The following is a 17,177-nucleotide window of genomic DNA, read 5'->3' on the forward strand; positions in this document are numbered from 1 at the left end:
AACTACTCCGTGGGATTGGGGCGACTGGCTTGGACAAATTCATCGGTCATGGCCAACATATTTTCTGACCAGTTGGGGGCGAGGGGATCGAGGGGCACCACCTCGGCGTTAATTTCCTGGGCGATCGCCTCGGCGGCTTGGACATTAAATTGATATTGCACGAAAATGGTGCGGATTTGCTTTTCCTTCGCGGTTTGGACAAGTTGGGCAAGTTCTGCGGCACTGGGTTCCTGGCCTTCGACTTCGATGGAAATTTGCTCTAGGTCGTAGTCCGCTGCAAAATAGCCCCAGGCAGGATGAAAGACCAAGAAGGTACGATTTTCTAGGGGCGCTAACCGCTCGCGGATGGTTTGGTCAAGTTGATCCAGTTCCCCTAAAAACTGATTGAGATTATCAGCATAGATGGTTTCGCCGTCGGGGTCGAGTTGGACGAGCAGTTGATAAATACTTTCGGCCTGCTGTTTAACCCGCTGGGGAGACAGCCAAATGTGGGGATCGAGTAGTTCGCCTTCGTGGTCATGGCTGTGGCTGTGACCGTCGTCGCCATGGTGGTGGTGATCGGCGAGGGGTAATTTTTCGATGCCCTCAGCGGTGTCTAACCAAGTCATTTCTCGATTGGCGGAGCGGAGGCGATCGCCCCACACTTCTTCAAAAAAGATGCCAATGCCAATGTAGGCGTCGGCCTCACTGAGATCCTTTAACTGCTGGGGTTTGGGTTCATAATTTTCTGCTTCGATCCCAGGGCCAACCAAGGTTGAAACCTGGACGCGATCGCCACCAATTTTTTCGACAAAATACTGCTGGGGTAGAACACTAACGGTAATCTTCAGGGGTTCCTGCTGGGGGGTCGTTGCCTCTGGGTTTACGGGGCTAGAAGTGGACGTTTCCGTCTGGGTGGCGGGGTCTGCACCACAACCGAAGAGGAGACCCAGACAGCTTAGGGCCGCGAGGGAAAAAGTTATTGGCGATCGCACGTTCGTTTCTCGCTTTCTTGAAATGATAATCGTTCTTATTTTAAGAGAGAGGCGATCGCCTCGTAAACCCCCAAGCCCTAAGGAACAAGTTTCGCCATGGTGAGATAGCCACCAATGGAGGGCAGAGCCGGTAAATAAAACTCCCGGAGAGTCTCCACCTGAAAGCCCGCCGCCTTGAGGAGCGCCCCCATCGGTCGGTTTAAATTACAGCCGCCGCCGCAACAGTTCATTACGCCATTTAGCCGATGTTGCCACTGGGCGATCGCCCCGTCCGGACTCAAGCCATGTTCTAGGGTCAAAAAGTAGCCATCTTTTTTCAGGACACGACGAATTTCCCGGAGCACTTGGGCGGGTTCCTGCACCGTACAAAGGGTAAAAGTGCTCACTACTGTATCAAAACAGCGGTCTTCAAAGGGGAGCGCTTCTCCCCGCAAGCCATGCCACTCGACCCGTAACCCCGATTGACGAATCCGCTGCTCGACCCGTTGTTGTAGCATTCTTTCCGGCTCTACGACATGCAAAGTTTCTACTCCCCCTGGGTAATGGGGAAGATTGGCCCCGGTGCCGAAACCAATTTCTAGGACGTTGCCCCGGGCCGCCTGGAGTAATGTTTGCCGTTGTTGGGCGATCGCCTGGCGATGCATCACATAATCCAGCAAAGGGGGAAGAATAAAGCGGTTGTAAATATGCATATTTTTTTCCGTAGCCTTGGCCACACCCCCATGATTTTATTGCGAGATGGGGCGATGATCAGTATTTTTACTTAAGAAATATTTTCTTTTTTGATGATGCCATGATTAAAAATATGAACAATATGACTTTTAAAAAATTGAGAAAAGTCATACCCTAAACGCCAACATTTTCATGGTCACCATTTGAGAAAACGGCTGATTTTCGAGTCATCGACCGCTAAACTCTTTATTTTTTAAAATGTAAATTAAGTTCTATAATTCTAAAACTCCACTGTCTTAAAATGTAGGCATCTCCAACCAATCAAAAGCAGCATTACCTATTCCCCATCGATTTCTTAAAGTGAGCCTTAACCTAGGCCCCTGACCACTGCATCTAAACCCAGTATTTATGGAAACTCTCATTCAAACCCTAATCCAGGCGGGGCTTTTAAGTGATACCCAGGCCCAAGTGGTGCGATATGACCGAGAGTTGCATCCAGAAATGTCCCTCGGCGAAATTCTCGCGCTCCGGGGTTGGGCAGTCGAAGAAACCATTGATTTTTTTGAACTGCTTTGGGAAATGCGTCACACACAGCCCGAACGGAAAAATATTGGTCAATATCTGCTGGAAGCCCACCTCATTGACGAAGAACAGCTAGAGGATATTCTAGCTGCCCAAAAACATGATGCCTGGGGACGCTCTCTGCGCTTCGGGGAAATTGCGGTATTAAAGGGCTATGTCAATCAACATACGATTCATTTTTTCATTGAACATTTGTTCCCGGATCAGTTGTACGCCACCAACAAAACCCCCTTCGCTCGGACTTCCTTGACCTCTCGTCCTACAAAAAAGCCTACGCCGCCACGGAACACAGCAACATCAAAAGAAACCCTGCCCCAAAAACCACCGAAACAGGCTCCCCCCAAGCCTTCCAAAAAACTTTTGAACCGCCAGGCAGCGAAAAAAACAAACCCCCAACTCAACCCACCGAAAAAGCCCGCCTTCAATCCGGAGGAAGCCTTTGCGACCAGTTTTGATTTGATCAAGGCTGAAGACTTTGACCCCAAACAGCTTTGACACAGTCGTCTCAGCCAATGCCCTCTACACCAGCATCAAAATCAGACCACGGCAGGAGATTGCTAAATTCCGTAATAGTTGTGGGAGTAAAACCTTAGCAAAGGTTACGATTAAGTTAATTTTTTTGGCAACAGAGGGTTGAGTTTAGTGGGATAGATACAGTGCGGTCTGATTTGGTGTAAATCGTCAAAGTTCTTGTTTGTCATCCAACCCTAGCCCAGAAATTACGAGCTGCAACGCATGGTCAATATTCCAGTGAACTTTGCTGCCCTCAAGGCCCAGATTATTGATCCGAGTCGAATGCCAACTTTTCCGCCGACGGCGGCGATCGCCGATGTGTTGGCGGGATTTCGACCGTGGACAGTGCCCCAGTGCGTCGGGTTGCAGATGGTGGCCCCCTGTGTGCCGATTGTGCAGGCCGATCAATTGCAGGGTTTGATTTCGCCCCAAACGGTTTTGAAGCTGATTACGGAAGATGTTGATTTGGGGCAGACCCTGGCACGGGATGTGATGACGGCTCTCCCCAAGGCGATCGCCCTGGCAGATCTAGAGCATCCCTGGGTGGGCCTCAACCGTATGCACCAGGAGCAGCGGGATCTCCTGCCAGTGCAGGGAGAGAACGGATTTTGGCTTGGTTTTGTGGAACGTCTTTCCCTCCAGCGCCTCCTGTGGTCGGAGCCTCTCCTGCAAATGCGACAAGTCCAGGATGTGATGGTGACGGATTTGTCCTTGATGCCTTCCCATAGCACTCTGTTGATGGCGGCCCATCGTTTACACCAAAAACAACAGTCCCTCCTGATGGTCATGGAAAAAGCCAGTGCCATGACAGCCCCCTCATCCAATGGCTTGTGGGCGGTGACCCTATGGGATGTTTTACGGGGCTATGGTAAAGGGAAAGAAGGTCTCACAACGGCGATCGCCACGGAGGGGAGCCATGATTTTCAGCGGGTCAAACCCACGGACTCTCTCTGGTCAGTGGCGGCCCATTTAGTCGAAACCAATGGCAGTTGGGCCGCTGTAGTTGACGAAGAAGAACAATTGTTGGGGAAGGTTTCTTGGCGAGAAATTTTGCAGGTCTTAGATCCCGTTGCCCTCCATTGGCAAACCCATAGCCTCCAACAACGCTTAGACCAAGTGGCCCGGCGTCCCCAAAGGGCGATCGCCCAGGTTGCGGCCCTAGAACCCCACCCAAAAGGATTACCCCAACGGGTGCTCTTGGTCGAAGGCCTTGCCACCGAGTCGGTGATCCTCCAGCATCTGTTGCATCCCCCCCTGGGCAGTACCCTAACCTTTCAAGTGACCCAGGTGGACAGTCTGCCCCAGGCGATCGCCCAATTAAAAACGGACACCTACGACCTGATTATTTTCGATGTCAACATCGTTTCTTCTGGCAAATTAGAAGCCTTTATGCGCTTACAAAACAGCGCCGCCCAACGACCTATTTTGTTACTCACCGATGATCGCCAAGAAGATATCCAACTGGCCCACCAATGCATCGAGCTGGGAGCCCAAGATTACCTCCTGCGGAGTCTGTGCGCGGGAGAATCCCAAACGGAGCGGGAAATTTTGATGCGTTCGGTGCGCTATGTCCTCGAAACAGCAGGAGCCAAACGTTCTCTCCAGCAGCAGGATCAACGACTGCAAAATTTAAATCAACAACTAAAGGCAGAAAAGACCGCTAAACAGGCGATCGCCCAACAACTGAAGCTGACCGATGGCCAGATGAAAGCCCTGTTTGAAGCGATCACCGACATTGTCTTTGTGATCAATCCCCAAACTTGGAAAATCAAGCAGGTGACCGCTCCCCAGAATAACCATTGCTGTGGCCCCCTAGATCTCTGCCAGGGAACTTACCAGTTTTTACAAGCGCACCAAGGCCGCCTTACGCCATACCTTCACCAGGCGATCGCCAAAGGCACCACCCCAGACCATGAACCCTTGTCAGGGGAAAGCGTGAAGTATGAATATTCCCTGCAGCCAGATCCCCACCTCGCCCCCGTGTGGTTTGTCGCGAAAATCGTCGCCATTAATCAGCAGCAAGTGGTCTGGGCCGCCCATGATGTCACCCCCTTCAAACTCTCCCAACAAAAGCTGATCACCGATCAAGAAAACCTCACTACCATCATCCAAGAGCGCACCAGGGAGCTCAAAGCCCTCAATGCAACCCTCAACACCGAAATTCAGCAACGGAAACTGACTGAGATGGAACTCCGCCAGGAACAGGATTTCCTCGAAACCCTATTTGACCTCACCCCGGCCCTATTCATGGTGCTGAACCGGGAGGGGCGCATTATCCGGTTTAACCCGGCCTGTGAGCAACTTACGGGCTATCAATTTACCGAGGTGGCCCACCAGTACCTCTGGGATCTGTTGTTATGGGATCGTTATGATGTCGCGGAGATTGTCCAGGAATTTCAACGCCTCCTCCAACAAAAAAAGCCCCGTACCTACGAGGTAGATTGGCGCGCTAAATCGGGGAAAGTTCACCACCTGCGTTGGTCCCATGGCGTTCTTTTGGATAAACAAGGGAACGTCCATTATGTGATCGCCACGGGGATGGATATGAGCGATCGCCAAGCCTTTGAAACCACCCTCAAAACCCTCAACCAAGAGCTAGAGTTCCGGGTGGAACAGCGCACCCGTGTGCTAGAAAATATCGAACAAAATCTGCGGCGTCAGTTGGCGGCGGTGGATGCGGCAGTGGATGCGATCGCCATTTTGCAGCGGGAAGAATTCATCTCAGTCAATCCCGCTTTCTTAGAACTGTTTGACTATCCCCACCGCTTGAGTTTGACAGGGCATTCCTGGAAAGAAGTGCTGTTTGCCCCCAGTGAGCAAAAACGCTTAGAAAAAGACATTCTCCCCCACCTCAATCGCCACAAATCTTGGCAAGGAGAGGCGATCGCCGAACGCCAAAATGGTCAGATTTTCACCCAAGAAATTTCCCTGACCATCACCAGTGACGGCGACTATATCTGTGTCTGTCGAGACATCACCGCCCGGAATCGCGCCGCCCTCAAAATCCGTGAGACCGAAGCCCTCCTCCGTTCCCAATATCGCAACTTTCCCATTCCCACCTATACCTGGCAGCACCGTCAGGGAAACTTTTACCTCATTGACTACAACAGTGCCGCCGAGATTGCCAACGATGGCTCCCTCCAGGATTTTCTCCATTGCCCCAGCCATGCCATTTACGGTACGGACCACGCGATTCATCAGAATATTCGCCGCTGTTTCGACTTTAAAACGACCTTTGAAGAGGCGCTGCAAATTCCCTCTCCCGATGACCCTGAGGCATTTCAACGCTATTTTCTGGCCACTTATATTTATATCCAGCCGGATCTGGTGATGGTACATACCCAAGACCTCACGGAGCGCAAACGGGCTGAACGGGATCTGCAACAGAGCCAAACCTTTTTGCGTCTGGTCATCGATAACAATCCCAACTTAATTTTTGTCAAAGATAAAGATGGCCGCTTCTTGTTGGTGAATCAGGCGATGGCGAATTTCTATGGCACCACGGTCAATGAATTAGTCGGGAAACGAGAATGTGATCTACATCCCGACTCTGAAGAAGCAGACTGTTTTATTCAGGCCGATCAGCAGGTGCTCCGGGAACAAAAAATCGTGGTCATTGACGAAGCGAAGGCGACGGATTTCCTGGGGGCAACCCGTTATTTTCGGACGGTGAAATTGCCCCTCCAGCTCCCTGGCGATCGCCCCCAATATCAAGTGTTGGGCGTGGCTTCAGAAATTACCCAACAGCGCCGGGCCAAACGGGAGCTCGAAAAAGCCCTCACCCAGGAACGGGAACTCAACCACCTGAAAACCCGCTTCATTGATACCGCTTCCCACGAGTTCCGCACGCCCCTAACGGTGATCCTCGGCGCGGCCCAAATCCTCAGTGCTTACCACGACCATCTCCCCGAAGCGCGGCGATCGCAATATCTCAACAACATTGAAGATAGCGTGATCCGACTGCGACAACTGATCGACGATCTACTGACCATGAGTCGCCTCGAAGCCGGAAAACTGGGTTGCCAACGCCAAGCGGTGGATATTGTGGCCCTCTGCCAAGATCTCATCGCCGAACTCAAAATTGGTCTTGGGAAGCAGCACCATTTTAACCTTGAGACCACCGGGGCGATCGCCGCTCCCCTGGCCCTCGACCCCAATTTGTTGCAACACATCCTGAATAATCTTCTCGGTAATGCCTGTAAATATTCAGCCCCCGGCACCACGGTGACTGTCCAGTTAGGCAGCAGTGCCGAAGAGTTGACCTTAACTATCATTGACCAAGGGGTCGGCATTCCCCCAGAAGATCAACCCCACATTTTTGAATCTTTCTACCGGGCCAGTAATACCCAAAATATCCCCGGCACAGGTCTCGGCCTCAATATCGTGAAAGAATATGTGCAACTTCACGGCGGCCAGATCGAACTCACGAGCCAACTCAGCAAAGGCAGTCAGTTTACGGTAACCATTCCCCTCGCCGAGGACAGCCCTGAAACAGCCAGAAACTGAGCAAGTTTCCCAGTCGATCCAGTTTCAAGTAAGGCAATAGAACGCCTAGGTCAAGAAAAATTAACGGCGATCGCCCCTGGGAGCGGTAGAGAAGGGAACGGATCAAGTAAGATTGAGCAGCAGAAGTTACGCATATATCAAAGGTCAATCCGCCCATGTCTCTTGTGAAAGCAAAACCCGCCCTCCTTGTTTTAGCCGATGGCACCACTTACCACGGACGGTCATTTGGCGCGACAGGTACCACCTTTGGGGAAGTCGTTTTTAATACAGGCATGACGGGCTACCAAGAAGTCCTCACCGATCCCAGTTATCGCGGTCAGATTGTGACTTTTACCTATCCGGAGCTGGGCAATACTGGCGTAACTCCTGAGGATGAAGAATCCAGCCGTCCCCAAGTGAAAGGGGCGATCGCCCGGAACATTGCTCCCCGACCGAGTAATTGGCGTTCTACCCAGGCCCTACCCGATTATCTCAAAGAGCACCAAGTTGTGGGCATCTATGGCATTGATACGCGGGATCTAACCCGTCGCCTGCGGGTATCTGGGGCGATGAATGGCGCGATCTCTACAGAAATCCTTGACCCCGAAGAACTTCTCCGCCAACTCCAAGACGTCCCCTCCATGGAAGGCCAAAACCTCGTCAAGGATGTCACCACCGCTAGCGTTTACGAATGGACTGAAATTACCGATCGCCATTGGGAATTTAGCAGTAGCGCAACCGAAGCCCAGGAACTCACCGTCGTTGCCATTGACTTTGGTGTGAAACGCAATATTCTGCGCCGTTTGGCGAGTTATGGCTGCCGGGTGATCGTTGTTCCCGCCGACACCCCCGCCGAAAAAATCCTTGCCTATAATCCCGATGGCATTTTCCTTTCCAATGGCCCTGGGGATCCAGCCGCCGTCACCGAAGGCATCGCCACGGTTAAAGATATTCTTAAGGCTGAAAAACCCACCTTTGGCATTTGCATGGGACACCAAATTCTAGGGCTTTCGTTAGGGGCTGAAACCTTTAAGCTCAAATTTGGCCACCGGGGTCTCAACCAACCCGCTGGTCTCAAGCAAAAGCAAATTGAAATTACCAGCCAAAACCATGGGTTTGCGATCGCCGAAGCCTCCCTCGCCGAAGATGTCGCCATTACCCACCTCAACCTCAATGACCGCACCGTTGCTGGCTTAGAACATAAAACCTTGCCTTTCTTCTCGGTGCAGTATCACCCTGAAGCGAGCCCCGGCCCCCACGATGCCGACTACCTCTTTGAAAAATTTGTGCGTTCCATGAAAGCCCACAAAAATGCTTAAAGGCGACGGTACCGCATCCCTGGCAGTTGGGTAATCAATCCTTCGAGTTCCCATTGCAATAGGGTCGCCGAAACCTGATCTGCCCCCATGCCAGACTGGACAACAATCAAATCAAAGGCCGTGGGTTCAGGGGCGATCGCCTGCCAGAGGGGAAGTAACTCTGGGGAAATTTGCCGAAAATCTGTGCTGGGCTGTGGGGTCGGCTCAACCGTTAGCTCTGGGAATGACAAACTAAGCTGGGGGGAAGCTGCATCCAACTGGGGCAGTCCGCCCAACTCCTCGATCAGTTGTGTCTCCCCTAAAATCATGCCCGCTCCCCGCCGAATCAAGTCCAAACACCCCGTGGCCGCTTGCTGTTCGGGGGAATTGGGCAGGGCATAAACCTCACGGTTAAAATCCATCGCGTAATGGGCCGTAATGAGGGAACCAGAACGGCTGGGGGCTTCCATCACCAGGGTCGCCCTGGTTAACCCGGCAATAATGCGGTTTCGGGCGGGAAAATGGCTCCGGTCTGGTCGCGTCCCCGCCGGATATTCACTCAAAATTAAGCCCTGGGCCAGGATTTCGTTGTACAAATTGCGGTGGCTCGCGGGATAGATTTGATCAATGCCAGTTCCTAGGACGGCAATGGTGCGTCCCCCCGTTTTGAGGCAGGCACTGTGGGCAACACCATCAACGCCTTGGGCCATACCCGACACAATCGAAAAGCCCACCTGGGCAAGGGCCTGGCTAATGCGCGCTGTCCAACGTTTACCATGCTCCGAAGGATGCCTCGTGCCCACCATGGCGATCGCCGGAATTTGGCCTTGGTTTTCTAACAGCTTGACTTGGCCTTGGTAATAGAGCAACGGTGGCGGACTGGGAATTTCTAACAATAACTTTGGGTACTCTGGATCCGCTGGCGTCCAAAATTGCGGATTTTTCTCAAGGTGCTCATGGTAAATACGCTCTGGGTCAAGGGGCGATCGCCCGGCTAAAATTAGGCGAATCAACTTATCCCCTAAACCATCCACTGCCCCCAGTTCCTGGCCAGAAGCCTGCCAAGCTCGTTCCATGGAACCGAAATAGTGCCAAATTTTTTTGAGACGACTTGGGCCGACCCCCTTGATTTGTGACCAGGCCACCCAGTAATGCTGTTCCATCTTGATGACTAATTTAATTAAAAAACAAAAATGTATTGAGAAGAAGTTGCAGTAGCTGCTAAAATCACCATTACCTTGGAAAACATAACATCATCTCTCGATTACAACGCTTTATGAAATCCCGTTCCCTGTCCCTCTGCGGACTTTTTCTTGGCTTGGCGATCGCCACCGGTTGTACCCCAGCTACCAATAACAATGGTGCCACCGATACAACTACTGATCCTGGTGCTCCCTCCAGCGAAGCAACTGGCGAAATTAATCTTTACTCTTCGCGGCACTACGACAGCGACGCAGAATTATACGAAGCATTTTCTGAAGCTACCGGCATTGAGGTGAATCTCATCGAAGGCAGTGACGACGAACTCCTAGAACGGATCAGAACTGAAGGCGAAAATAGTCCCGCTGATGTCCTGATCACAGTAGACGTGGCCAGACTCTGGCGTGCCCAACAGGATGGTTTACTGCAACCCACAGAGTCCGAAGTGCTGACCAGTGCCATTCCCGAAAATCTGCGCAGTAGCGACAATACCTGGTTTGGTCTGACAAAACGGGCACGGATTATCGTGTACAACACCGAAACCGTTGATCCGGCTGAACTGTCCACCTACGAAGACCTTGCTGATCCGAAATGGGAAGGCCGGGTTTGTGTCCGCAGCTCCAGCAACACCTATAACCAGTCCCTCGTAGCTGCGAAAATTGTCGAAAAAGGCGCTGAAGCTACCGAAGAATGGGTACAAGGTTTAGTGGCGAACTTCGCCCGCGAGCCGGAAGGGAACGATACCGCCCAAATTCAAGCCGTCGCTTCTGGGGTTTGTGATGTCGCCCTGGTCAATAGCTACTATGTCGCCCGTCTGCGTGCCTCTGAAGATCCCCAAGATCAAGAAATCGTGGCAAATATTGGAGCATTTTTCCCGAACCAAAACGAAGGCGAAGGTGGCACCCACATCAACATCAGTGGGGCTGGCATTATCGCCAATGCACCGAACGTCGAAGCAGCCCAAGAATTTCTAGAGTTTATGGTGACCCCAGAAGCCCAGGAAATTTTCGCCAACAATAATAATGAATATCCCGTGGTGGATACCGTTGCCCCCAATGATGTGGTGGCTCAGTTTGGCGACTGGACAGCTTCGGATCTACCCCTCGAAAGTTTTGGTGAGCAAAACGCCGAAGCCGTCATGTTGATGGATCGCGCTGGTTGGAAATAGATCCGGCCCCCTGCACCATTTGTTTTTCCTCTTATTGATGTACATAGCTGTAATCTTCCTTCAAGACCTTTGGGGGAAGATTTTTTTTGCAAGAGGCTCCATCAAGGCCCGTTCATTTCTGTTATTTTTCAGAAGATTGACTTTTTCCCATAACCGTAATGAGGCGAAGATTTGATGGCGATCGCCACCGAAAGGAAACCAAAACCGAATCAGTTCCTCAGCAGATTATTCAGGGTCACAAACATTAGCTATCCCCGGCGAAAATTGCCCCCAATCTCCAGGGCTGAGGCGCCCAAAGGCCCGCCTTATCCCAACGCCAAGCCCGCGCAAGTCTGACAAAAAATACGTCGATTTTCCCGTAAAAAAACTTAATAGCATAAACCCGTAAAACCAGTTAACCTACGAAACTGAGCAGTCTTTTAATTTTGTTAACTTTCTTTAACAAACCTTTTAATATCTATTCATTTTCAGTAAGAACAAGGGACTTATTTCTATGGTCGCTAACCTAGCAACAATGTTGAGAGAGGGAACGAAAACTTCCCACACGATGGCGGAAAACGTTGGCTTCGTGAAATGCTTCCTGAAGGGAGTCGTAGAGAAAAAATCCTACCGGAAGCTTGTGGCAGACCTTTACTATGTTTACTCAGCGATGGAAGAGGAGATGGAGCGCCTCAAGGATCATCCCGTCGTCTCCCAAATTTATTTCCCTGAGTTAAACCGTAAACAAAGTCTCGAAACGGATCTACGCTATTATTTTGGCCCCAATTGGCAGGCCGAAGCAAAAATTACTCCCGCTGGTCAGGCTTATGTGGATCGCATCCATGAAGTGGCCCAGACCGCACCGGAACTCTTAGTCAGCCATTCCTACACCCGCTACCTGGGCGATCTCTCCGGGGGACAAATCCTCAAGAAAATTGCCCAAAACGCGATGAACCTCGACGGCGAAGGGACGGCCTTCTATGAGTTTGAGAATATCTCTGATGAAAAGGCCTTTAAAGACAAGTACCGGGCGGCAATGAACAGCTTGGATGTGCCGGAAGAAACGGCAGAGCAAATTGTCCAAGAAGCCAATGATGCCTTTGGCATGAATATGAATATGTTCAAGGAGCTAGAAGGAAACCTCGTTAAGGCCATTGGTGTAATGCTTTTCAATACCTTGACCCGTCGCCGCACCAAGGGCAGCACCGACGCTGATCTATCCCCGGCGAGCAACTAACAAGTTTCGTCTAAACCTCAAACAATGAATTCCTCAGTTGCGGTTGTGATTGGGGAATTTTTTTTAGCTATGGGTTTTGGGAAGCGGGAGGATTGGTCTCTGTATCAGTGGTTTGGTTACTTTGGTTTTGGTTCGAGGTTTGGCGATCGCCACGGGCAGCAGCAGCGGATAGACCCTCGCCTTGGTAGCCGAAATACCACAGGGCGATCGCCGCTTCCTGTTGGGTGACTGTTTTTTGGGGTTGGAAGAGGGTGGTATAGCCAAATACCCGCCGCACATTGGCTTGGTCACCGTTTTGAAAGTCCACGTAGAGGGCTTGGAGGGCTCTGGTGTCAATTTGGGCGGCATCCTGAAAGCCCCAGGTTTCAGCAATATTATCAAGGCTGGTTTGGGGGAGGGCTTGGCGACGGTCGAGGGGCACTTTCCAGGCGATCAGGCTTTCCCGGGTGAGGGGGGCATCGGGGCGAAAGGTTGTAATGGTGTCGTTGGTGAGGCTTGAGGGAATAATTCCGGCTTCGGCCAAGCCTTGAATGAACGGAAAGTCGGGGTCGCTGGCCGGTACATCGGTGAAGATGGGTTTACTGCTGGCATTGGCGCGGCGAATTTGTTGGTTTTGGCGATCGCCATAGATTGCGTTGTGGGCCTTGAAGAGCCAGCGGGCAAATTGGCGTCTGGTGATCACCGTATCGGCCTGAAAATCCGCAGCGGTAAAAACCTGGAGGGCAATGAGATCTTGTACCTGGGTAGGAAGTTCCGCATTTGCGTTATCGGTCGGTACTGGATCGTTAGTCCCGGTGGTGCTTAAAGTTCGGTAACTGAGGACAAAGGTGGTGCCCACGACGGCCTGGTCGGAGTCATTGGTAGTGGGAGAAGCAGCTTCCGACAAAGACAGGGTTACTTCTAGATCGCTGGTGCGGGCGACAATTTCTAAAAGGTTATCCGTCGCGGCAGTGGGGGACGCGACAATTTCCCAGGGAGCTTCGCCAAAGGCTTTACGGTAAAAGGCTTCGAGGCTCTGGACATTATCGGCGATCGCCCAAACGGTGGTCTTGTCTTCTGCTTGAATGAGGGTTGCTTCGGGATAGAGGGGAATTTCTGCCGGAAAATCAGTCGGTAAGGACGAATCTGCTGGGGGGTCGGTTTCAGCGGCCTGTTCCTGTTGTTCTACGAGGCGCGGATCGGGGGCTAGACTCTCTTCTAAATTGCCCAACTGGGCACAGCCCCCCAAGAGCACCAATAACCCACCCAAAAGTCCAAATTTCTGCCAACTGTACTGCACGCCTGGTTTGCCGCTAAATTCACATCGTTTGTGATCGTAGCGTATTCTCTCGCTCGGTTGGCGATCGCCTTTTTGGAAAATCGAGTTTTAAAATCCCTGAAAAAATTACGCCCCTTCAGAATCTTTTGCCTCCTTGGGCAGCGGGACAAAAGTAGTGGGTAGCGGCGAGGTTTCAGAGGATGTTGTCGTTGTCTTTTTCTCTTTTAATTCAGCCAGGAGAGTTTCCACATTTTGCAACACCTCGTTATTGCTGGTGTCTGCATCGTTATCCTGTAACAGGCCTTTCACCTGAGCCAACAGCGTCCCCAATTTACCGTCTTCTAAAAGACCATTGACCAACGACAAACCACTCGTCGAGAGCAATAATTTATTAATCTCCCCCAGGCCAGCCCCGTCGCCATTGGTGCCCGGAAAGGCAAATACTTTTGCATCGCCCAGGACGCCAGGTTGGGGAGCGAGGGACTTCATAATGTCTGGCAGTTGATCGGCGAGGGTCGGTAAAAAGAGCTTCATCAATTCCGCAGTGCGGTTGGCATTGCTCAGGGCATTTTCTGCTTCGATTAGAGCCTGTTTCCCCTGGGCCTCGGCGAGGGCTTGGTAGCAGTTGGCATCGGCCAGGGTGCGGATCGATTCGGCCTCTAGTTCCGCCGCTTGACGGGCAATTTCTGCTTGACGTCGCCGCCGGAACACATCAATTTCCACCACGTTTTGGTCGGCGATGCGTTTTTGATCGGCTTCTTTTTCGGCATCAATAATTGCCAGGCGTTGTTCCCGGTTGGCCTGTTCGACGGCCTTGGAGGTGGCCACAGCTTCTTCGGCCCGGGTGCGTTCGGCCTCGGCGGCGAGGCGTTCTTTTTCTTTATTGGCAATGGCGATCGCCGCCTGCTGTTGGGCGATTTTGGCTTCCTCTTCCGCCTCCGCCATGGCAATTTTGAGGGCTTTATTTTGCTGCTCGAGGGAAATATCGGCGGCAATTTGATTTTGCTGAATCGAAAGTTTCTGTTGAATTTTCTCCTCTTCGACGGCCTTTTCCTGAAGAATACGATTGCGTTCAATCTTGGCTAATTCTTGATCCTGGGATGCCTGAATTTCCTGGGCCTGTTGTGCCTTGAGGAATTCAATTTCCTTCGCTTGATTGAGCTTGGCTTCTTCCTTCGCCTTAGCCAACTTTAGGGATTTTTGTTCGGCGGCGAGCTCCTGTTCTTCGATTTCTACCTTGGTGTTGAGTTCTAGCTCCCGCTTTTCCTTCAGCACCGTTAACTCAACATCGAGCTTTTGTTTAATGGATTTTTGGATTGTTTCCGTGCGGAGGCGGACGCCTTGGGCATCGAAGAAATTATTTTCATCGTAGGTGTCGCTTTCTTCGATTTCAGAAATGGCAATATTGTTGAGGGTCAAACCTACTTTCTTGAGATCCTGCTGAATCAGATTCAAAACCTCGTCAGCAAATCCCAGTTTGTCAGAATCAATTTCGGCAATGCTTTTGCGCTTAGCGGCGGCCCGAATCGCGTCATCGGCTCGTTTCTCCAGGGCTTCTTTGATATCTGCTTCGGAAATGCGTCCCTGCTTGGATAACCGGGCGGCGGCGACTAAAACATCTTCTTCATTGGCGTTGATACAAACGTAAAATGTGACTCGCATATTTGCCCGCAGGTAATCTTGAGTCCGGACAGCGAGGTTGCCGGTACGTTCGACATCGATGGAAATTTCCCGCAGCGGTACGCGAGTTAACTCGTGGAATCCCGGTAAAACAATGCAACCTCCGTTGAGAATGACCGTTTTCTTTTTGCGAATCACGCCCCCGGTACGGACAAAGGCTTCGTTGTTGGGGGTAATGACATAGACCCTGGTGTAGGCCCAAATGCTCATCAAAAAGAGCACAATCAGGGTGACGATAATGCCTGGAAAGATCAACGTGCCACTAACGGGGAGTTGGGCGGGGGTCAGGGTGGCCGAGGCCGGGGAGGTGGGATGCGGATCAAGCCGCAGTGCCTGGGCGTCGATTTTGGAATCGAGTAACTCTACATCCATGGTGCTCAGTTCAGGCAGAGATTGGAGCAGGGTAAACCAAAACTTCATGGGGCACGCATCCTTTGGTAACGGGCATTCTGTTTTTATTTTGCCCGTGTCCCCTGGGAATCAAGCGATTCACGCAACAATATTTACATCTGTCCGATGAATGGGCTTTTTGCGATCGCCAGTTCCAAAAAAACAGTGCGGTAGGGAGCCCATGGCTATGTACAATGGAAAAACTGTTTGCTCTCCAGAGAGCTTTAGAGATATTTGTACGAGAGAGGACAAGAAAGGTTTATGAACGTTGGCGATCGCATCCGTGTTACGGCATCTGTCATTGTGTACAACCACCCCCAAAACCGGAAAAAAGCCTTTGATCTAAAAGGTATGGAAGGGACCATCGAAACGATTATCGGCCGCCCGATCACCGCAACGTTACCAATCAAAGTCCGGTTCGACCCGAAATATGCGGCCCACCTCCGGGAAGAGGAAATCGAAGTCATCTAAAATTCAGTCAGGGGCGATCGCCGGCCCAGCTATAAATTAACCCAACGAATTATTTTTTTGAGGGTGCTCTCGATGGGACATTAGGACTGACCTAGTGTCCTTAAGTTTTTAGATTCACTTTGGTCTGTAGGGTCAATGTCTGCCTCTGGGGTAAGTTCTCCAGTGCCGCCACACAGGGGACAGGTCATTTCGTATTGGGCTTGGCCACCACAATCGCGCTCGATAATAAAACCTTGACCCGCACAATATTGGCACAAAAGAGTTGTGGTATCAGTTGTCATGGCATAGAAGAAAATAAAGAGCCTGCTCCATTGAACACCAAATTTCTCGCTGGTGACACCACAGAACGCAAAACAAATAGACTCTAATAAAACATTCAAGACCACGCAAACCTTGGAACCCAGAGGATTATAGTGACAACTTCTTCTCGCTGGCAATTTTGGATTGATCGAGGTGGCACCTTTACGGATATCGTCGCAAAACGCCCCGATGGTGGGCTGGTTACCCATAAGTTGCTGTCAGAAAATCCAGAATGTTACCCCGATGCGCCGGTGCAGGGTATCCGGAATTTATTGGGTCTCAGTCCGGATCAATCGATCCCCACTGAAAATATTGAAGTGATCAAAATGGGGACGACGGTGGCGACCAATGCCCTCCTAGAACGCAAAGGCGATCGCCTAGTTCTCGTGATCACCCAGGGCTTTCGGGATGCGTTGCGTATTGGGTATCAACATCGCCCGGATATTTTTGCCCTAGAGATTAAGCTGCCGGAGATGCTCTATGAACAGGTGATCGAAGCGGCGGAACGAGTCGATGCCCAAGGCAATATTTTGCAGCCATTGGATCTCGATCAAGTACGGCAGGATTTACAAAACGCTTTTGATGCAGGCATTCGCAGTTGTGGCGTGGTGTTGATGCATGGCTATCGTTACCCTGACTACGAACGACAAATTGGGGCGATCGCCAAAGCAATCGGGTTTACGCAAATTTCCCTTTCCCACCAGGTCAGTCCGTTAATGAAGCTCGTCAGTCGGGGCGATACGACGATGGTAGATGGTTACCTGTCGCCAATTTTGCGCCGCTATGTGGATCAGGTGGCGGGTTATCTCCAAACGGAAAGCCAGGGGCCAAAGCTGATGTTTATGCAGTCCAATGGGGGGCTGGCGGAGGCAACGCAATTTCAAGGGAAAGACAGCATTCTCTCCGGGCCAGCGGGGGGCATTGTCGGGGCGGTAAAAACCTGTGCGATCGCCGGCTTCGAGAAAATTAT

General features: G+C 51.4%; 12 protein-coding genes and 1 pseudogene. 7 read left to right on the forward strand and 6 right to left on the reverse strand.

Features of this window, described 5'->3' with window-relative positions; translation table 11 throughout:
- Nucleotides 1-2: 2 nt before the first annotated feature.
- Together AACT35_RS02325 and AACT35_RS02330 are read right to left on the reverse strand one after the other, a co-directional pair.
- On the reverse strand, nt 3-974 hold the full coding sequence (locus tag AACT35_RS02325; RefSeq protein WP_099238694.1) for a metal ABC transporter solute-binding protein, Zn/Mn family: 972 nt from the start codon (nt 972-974) through the stop codon (nt 3-5).
- A 77-nt stretch (nt 975-1,051) separates the two neighbouring features.
- Nucleotides 1,052-1,666 carry a class I SAM-dependent methyltransferase gene (locus tag AACT35_RS02330; protein WP_099238696.1) on the reverse strand — a complete coding sequence of 205 codons (615 nt, stop codon included), beginning with the start codon at nt 1,664-1,666 and terminating at the stop codon, nt 1,052-1,054.
- Between the two features lie 388 nt (nt 1,667-2,054).
- On the opposite strand from AACT35_RS02330, the gene AACT35_RS02335 reads away from it, so the two are divergent.
- The 3 genes from AACT35_RS02335 (at nt 2,055) to carA (ending at nt 8,545) form a co-directional block, all read left to right on the forward strand.
- Entirely contained in the window at nt 2,055-2,723 is a 669-nt protein-coding gene (locus tag AACT35_RS02335) for a hypothetical protein (protein ID WP_062435918.1), read from the forward strand.
- A 240-nt stretch (nt 2,724-2,963) separates the two neighbouring features.
- Nucleotides 2,964-7,247 carry a PAS domain S-box protein gene (locus AACT35_RS02340; protein ID WP_099238698.1) on the forward strand — a complete coding sequence of 1,428 codons (4,284 nt, stop codon included), beginning with the start codon at nt 2,964-2,966 and terminating at the stop codon, nt 7,245-7,247.
- A gap of 155 nt (nt 7,248-7,402) precedes the next feature.
- Nucleotides 7,403-8,545, forward strand: coding sequence for a glutamine-hydrolyzing carbamoyl-phosphate synthase small subunit (carA, locus tag AACT35_RS02345; RefSeq protein WP_012308101.1), 1,143 nt, complete (start codon nt 7,403-7,405; stop codon nt 8,543-8,545).
- Here carA and dprA read toward each other — a convergent pair.
- Nucleotides 8,542-9,687, reverse strand: a complete 1,146-nt coding sequence (gene dprA, locus AACT35_RS02350; protein ID WP_173867227.1) for a DNA-processing protein DprA — start codon at nt 9,685-9,687, stop codon at nt 8,542-8,544. The genes carA and dprA overlap by 4 nt on opposite strands.
- Before the next feature lie 113 nt (nt 9,688-9,800).
- Here dprA and AACT35_RS02355 point away from each other — a divergent pair, with 113 nt between their 5' ends.
- Together AACT35_RS02355 and AACT35_RS02360 are read left to right on the forward strand one after the other, a co-directional pair.
- On the forward strand, nt 9,801-10,892 hold the full coding sequence (locus AACT35_RS02355; RefSeq protein ID WP_012308103.1) for a Fe(3+) ABC transporter substrate-binding protein: 1,092 nt from the start codon (nt 9,801-9,803) through the stop codon (nt 10,890-10,892).
- 493 nt (nt 10,893-11,385) lie between these two features.
- Entirely contained in the window at nt 11,386-12,108 is a 723-nt protein-coding gene (locus tag AACT35_RS02360) for a biliverdin-producing heme oxygenase (RefSeq protein WP_012308104.1), read from the forward strand.
- Between the two features lie 67 nt (nt 12,109-12,175).
- On the opposite strand, the gene AACT35_RS02365 is transcribed toward AACT35_RS02360, so the two are convergent.
- Nucleotides 12,176-13,387, reverse strand: a complete 1,212-nt coding sequence (locus AACT35_RS02365) for an S-layer homology domain-containing protein (protein ID WP_099238702.1) — start codon at nt 13,385-13,387, stop codon at nt 12,176-12,178.
- Nucleotides 13,388-13,654: 267 nt separating this feature from the next.
- Nucleotides 13,655-15,466: pseudogene (locus AACT35_RS02370) on the reverse strand (flotillin family protein); the annotation flags it as partial.
- A 231-nt stretch (nt 15,467-15,697) separates the two neighbouring features.
- Here AACT35_RS02370 and AACT35_RS02375 point away from each other — a divergent pair.
- Nucleotides 15,698-15,907, forward strand: coding sequence for a ferredoxin-thioredoxin reductase variable chain (locus tag AACT35_RS02375; protein WP_012308107.1), 210 nt, complete (start codon nt 15,698-15,700; stop codon nt 15,905-15,907).
- A gap of 80 nt (nt 15,908-15,987) precedes the next feature.
- Here the strand turns inward: AACT35_RS02375 and AACT35_RS02380 are convergent, their stop codons facing one another.
- Complete coding sequence (locus tag AACT35_RS02380) at nt 15,988-16,188, reverse strand: hypothetical protein (protein ID WP_072007991.1); 201 nt, start codon at nt 16,186-16,188, stop codon at nt 15,988-15,990.
- A 132-nt stretch (nt 16,189-16,320) separates the two neighbouring features.
- Here AACT35_RS02380 and AACT35_RS02385 point away from each other — a divergent pair.
- A partial coding sequence (locus AACT35_RS02385) for a hydantoinase/oxoprolinase N-terminal domain-containing protein (protein WP_445267896.1) occupies nt 16,321-17,177 on the forward strand: 857 nt, incomplete at its 3' end.

Source organism: Synechococcus sp. BDU 130192, assembly GCF_963876085.1.
In the GTDB taxonomy this organism is placed as follows: Bacteria; Cyanobacteriota; Cyanobacteriia; order Cyanobacteriales; family MRBY01; genus MRBY01.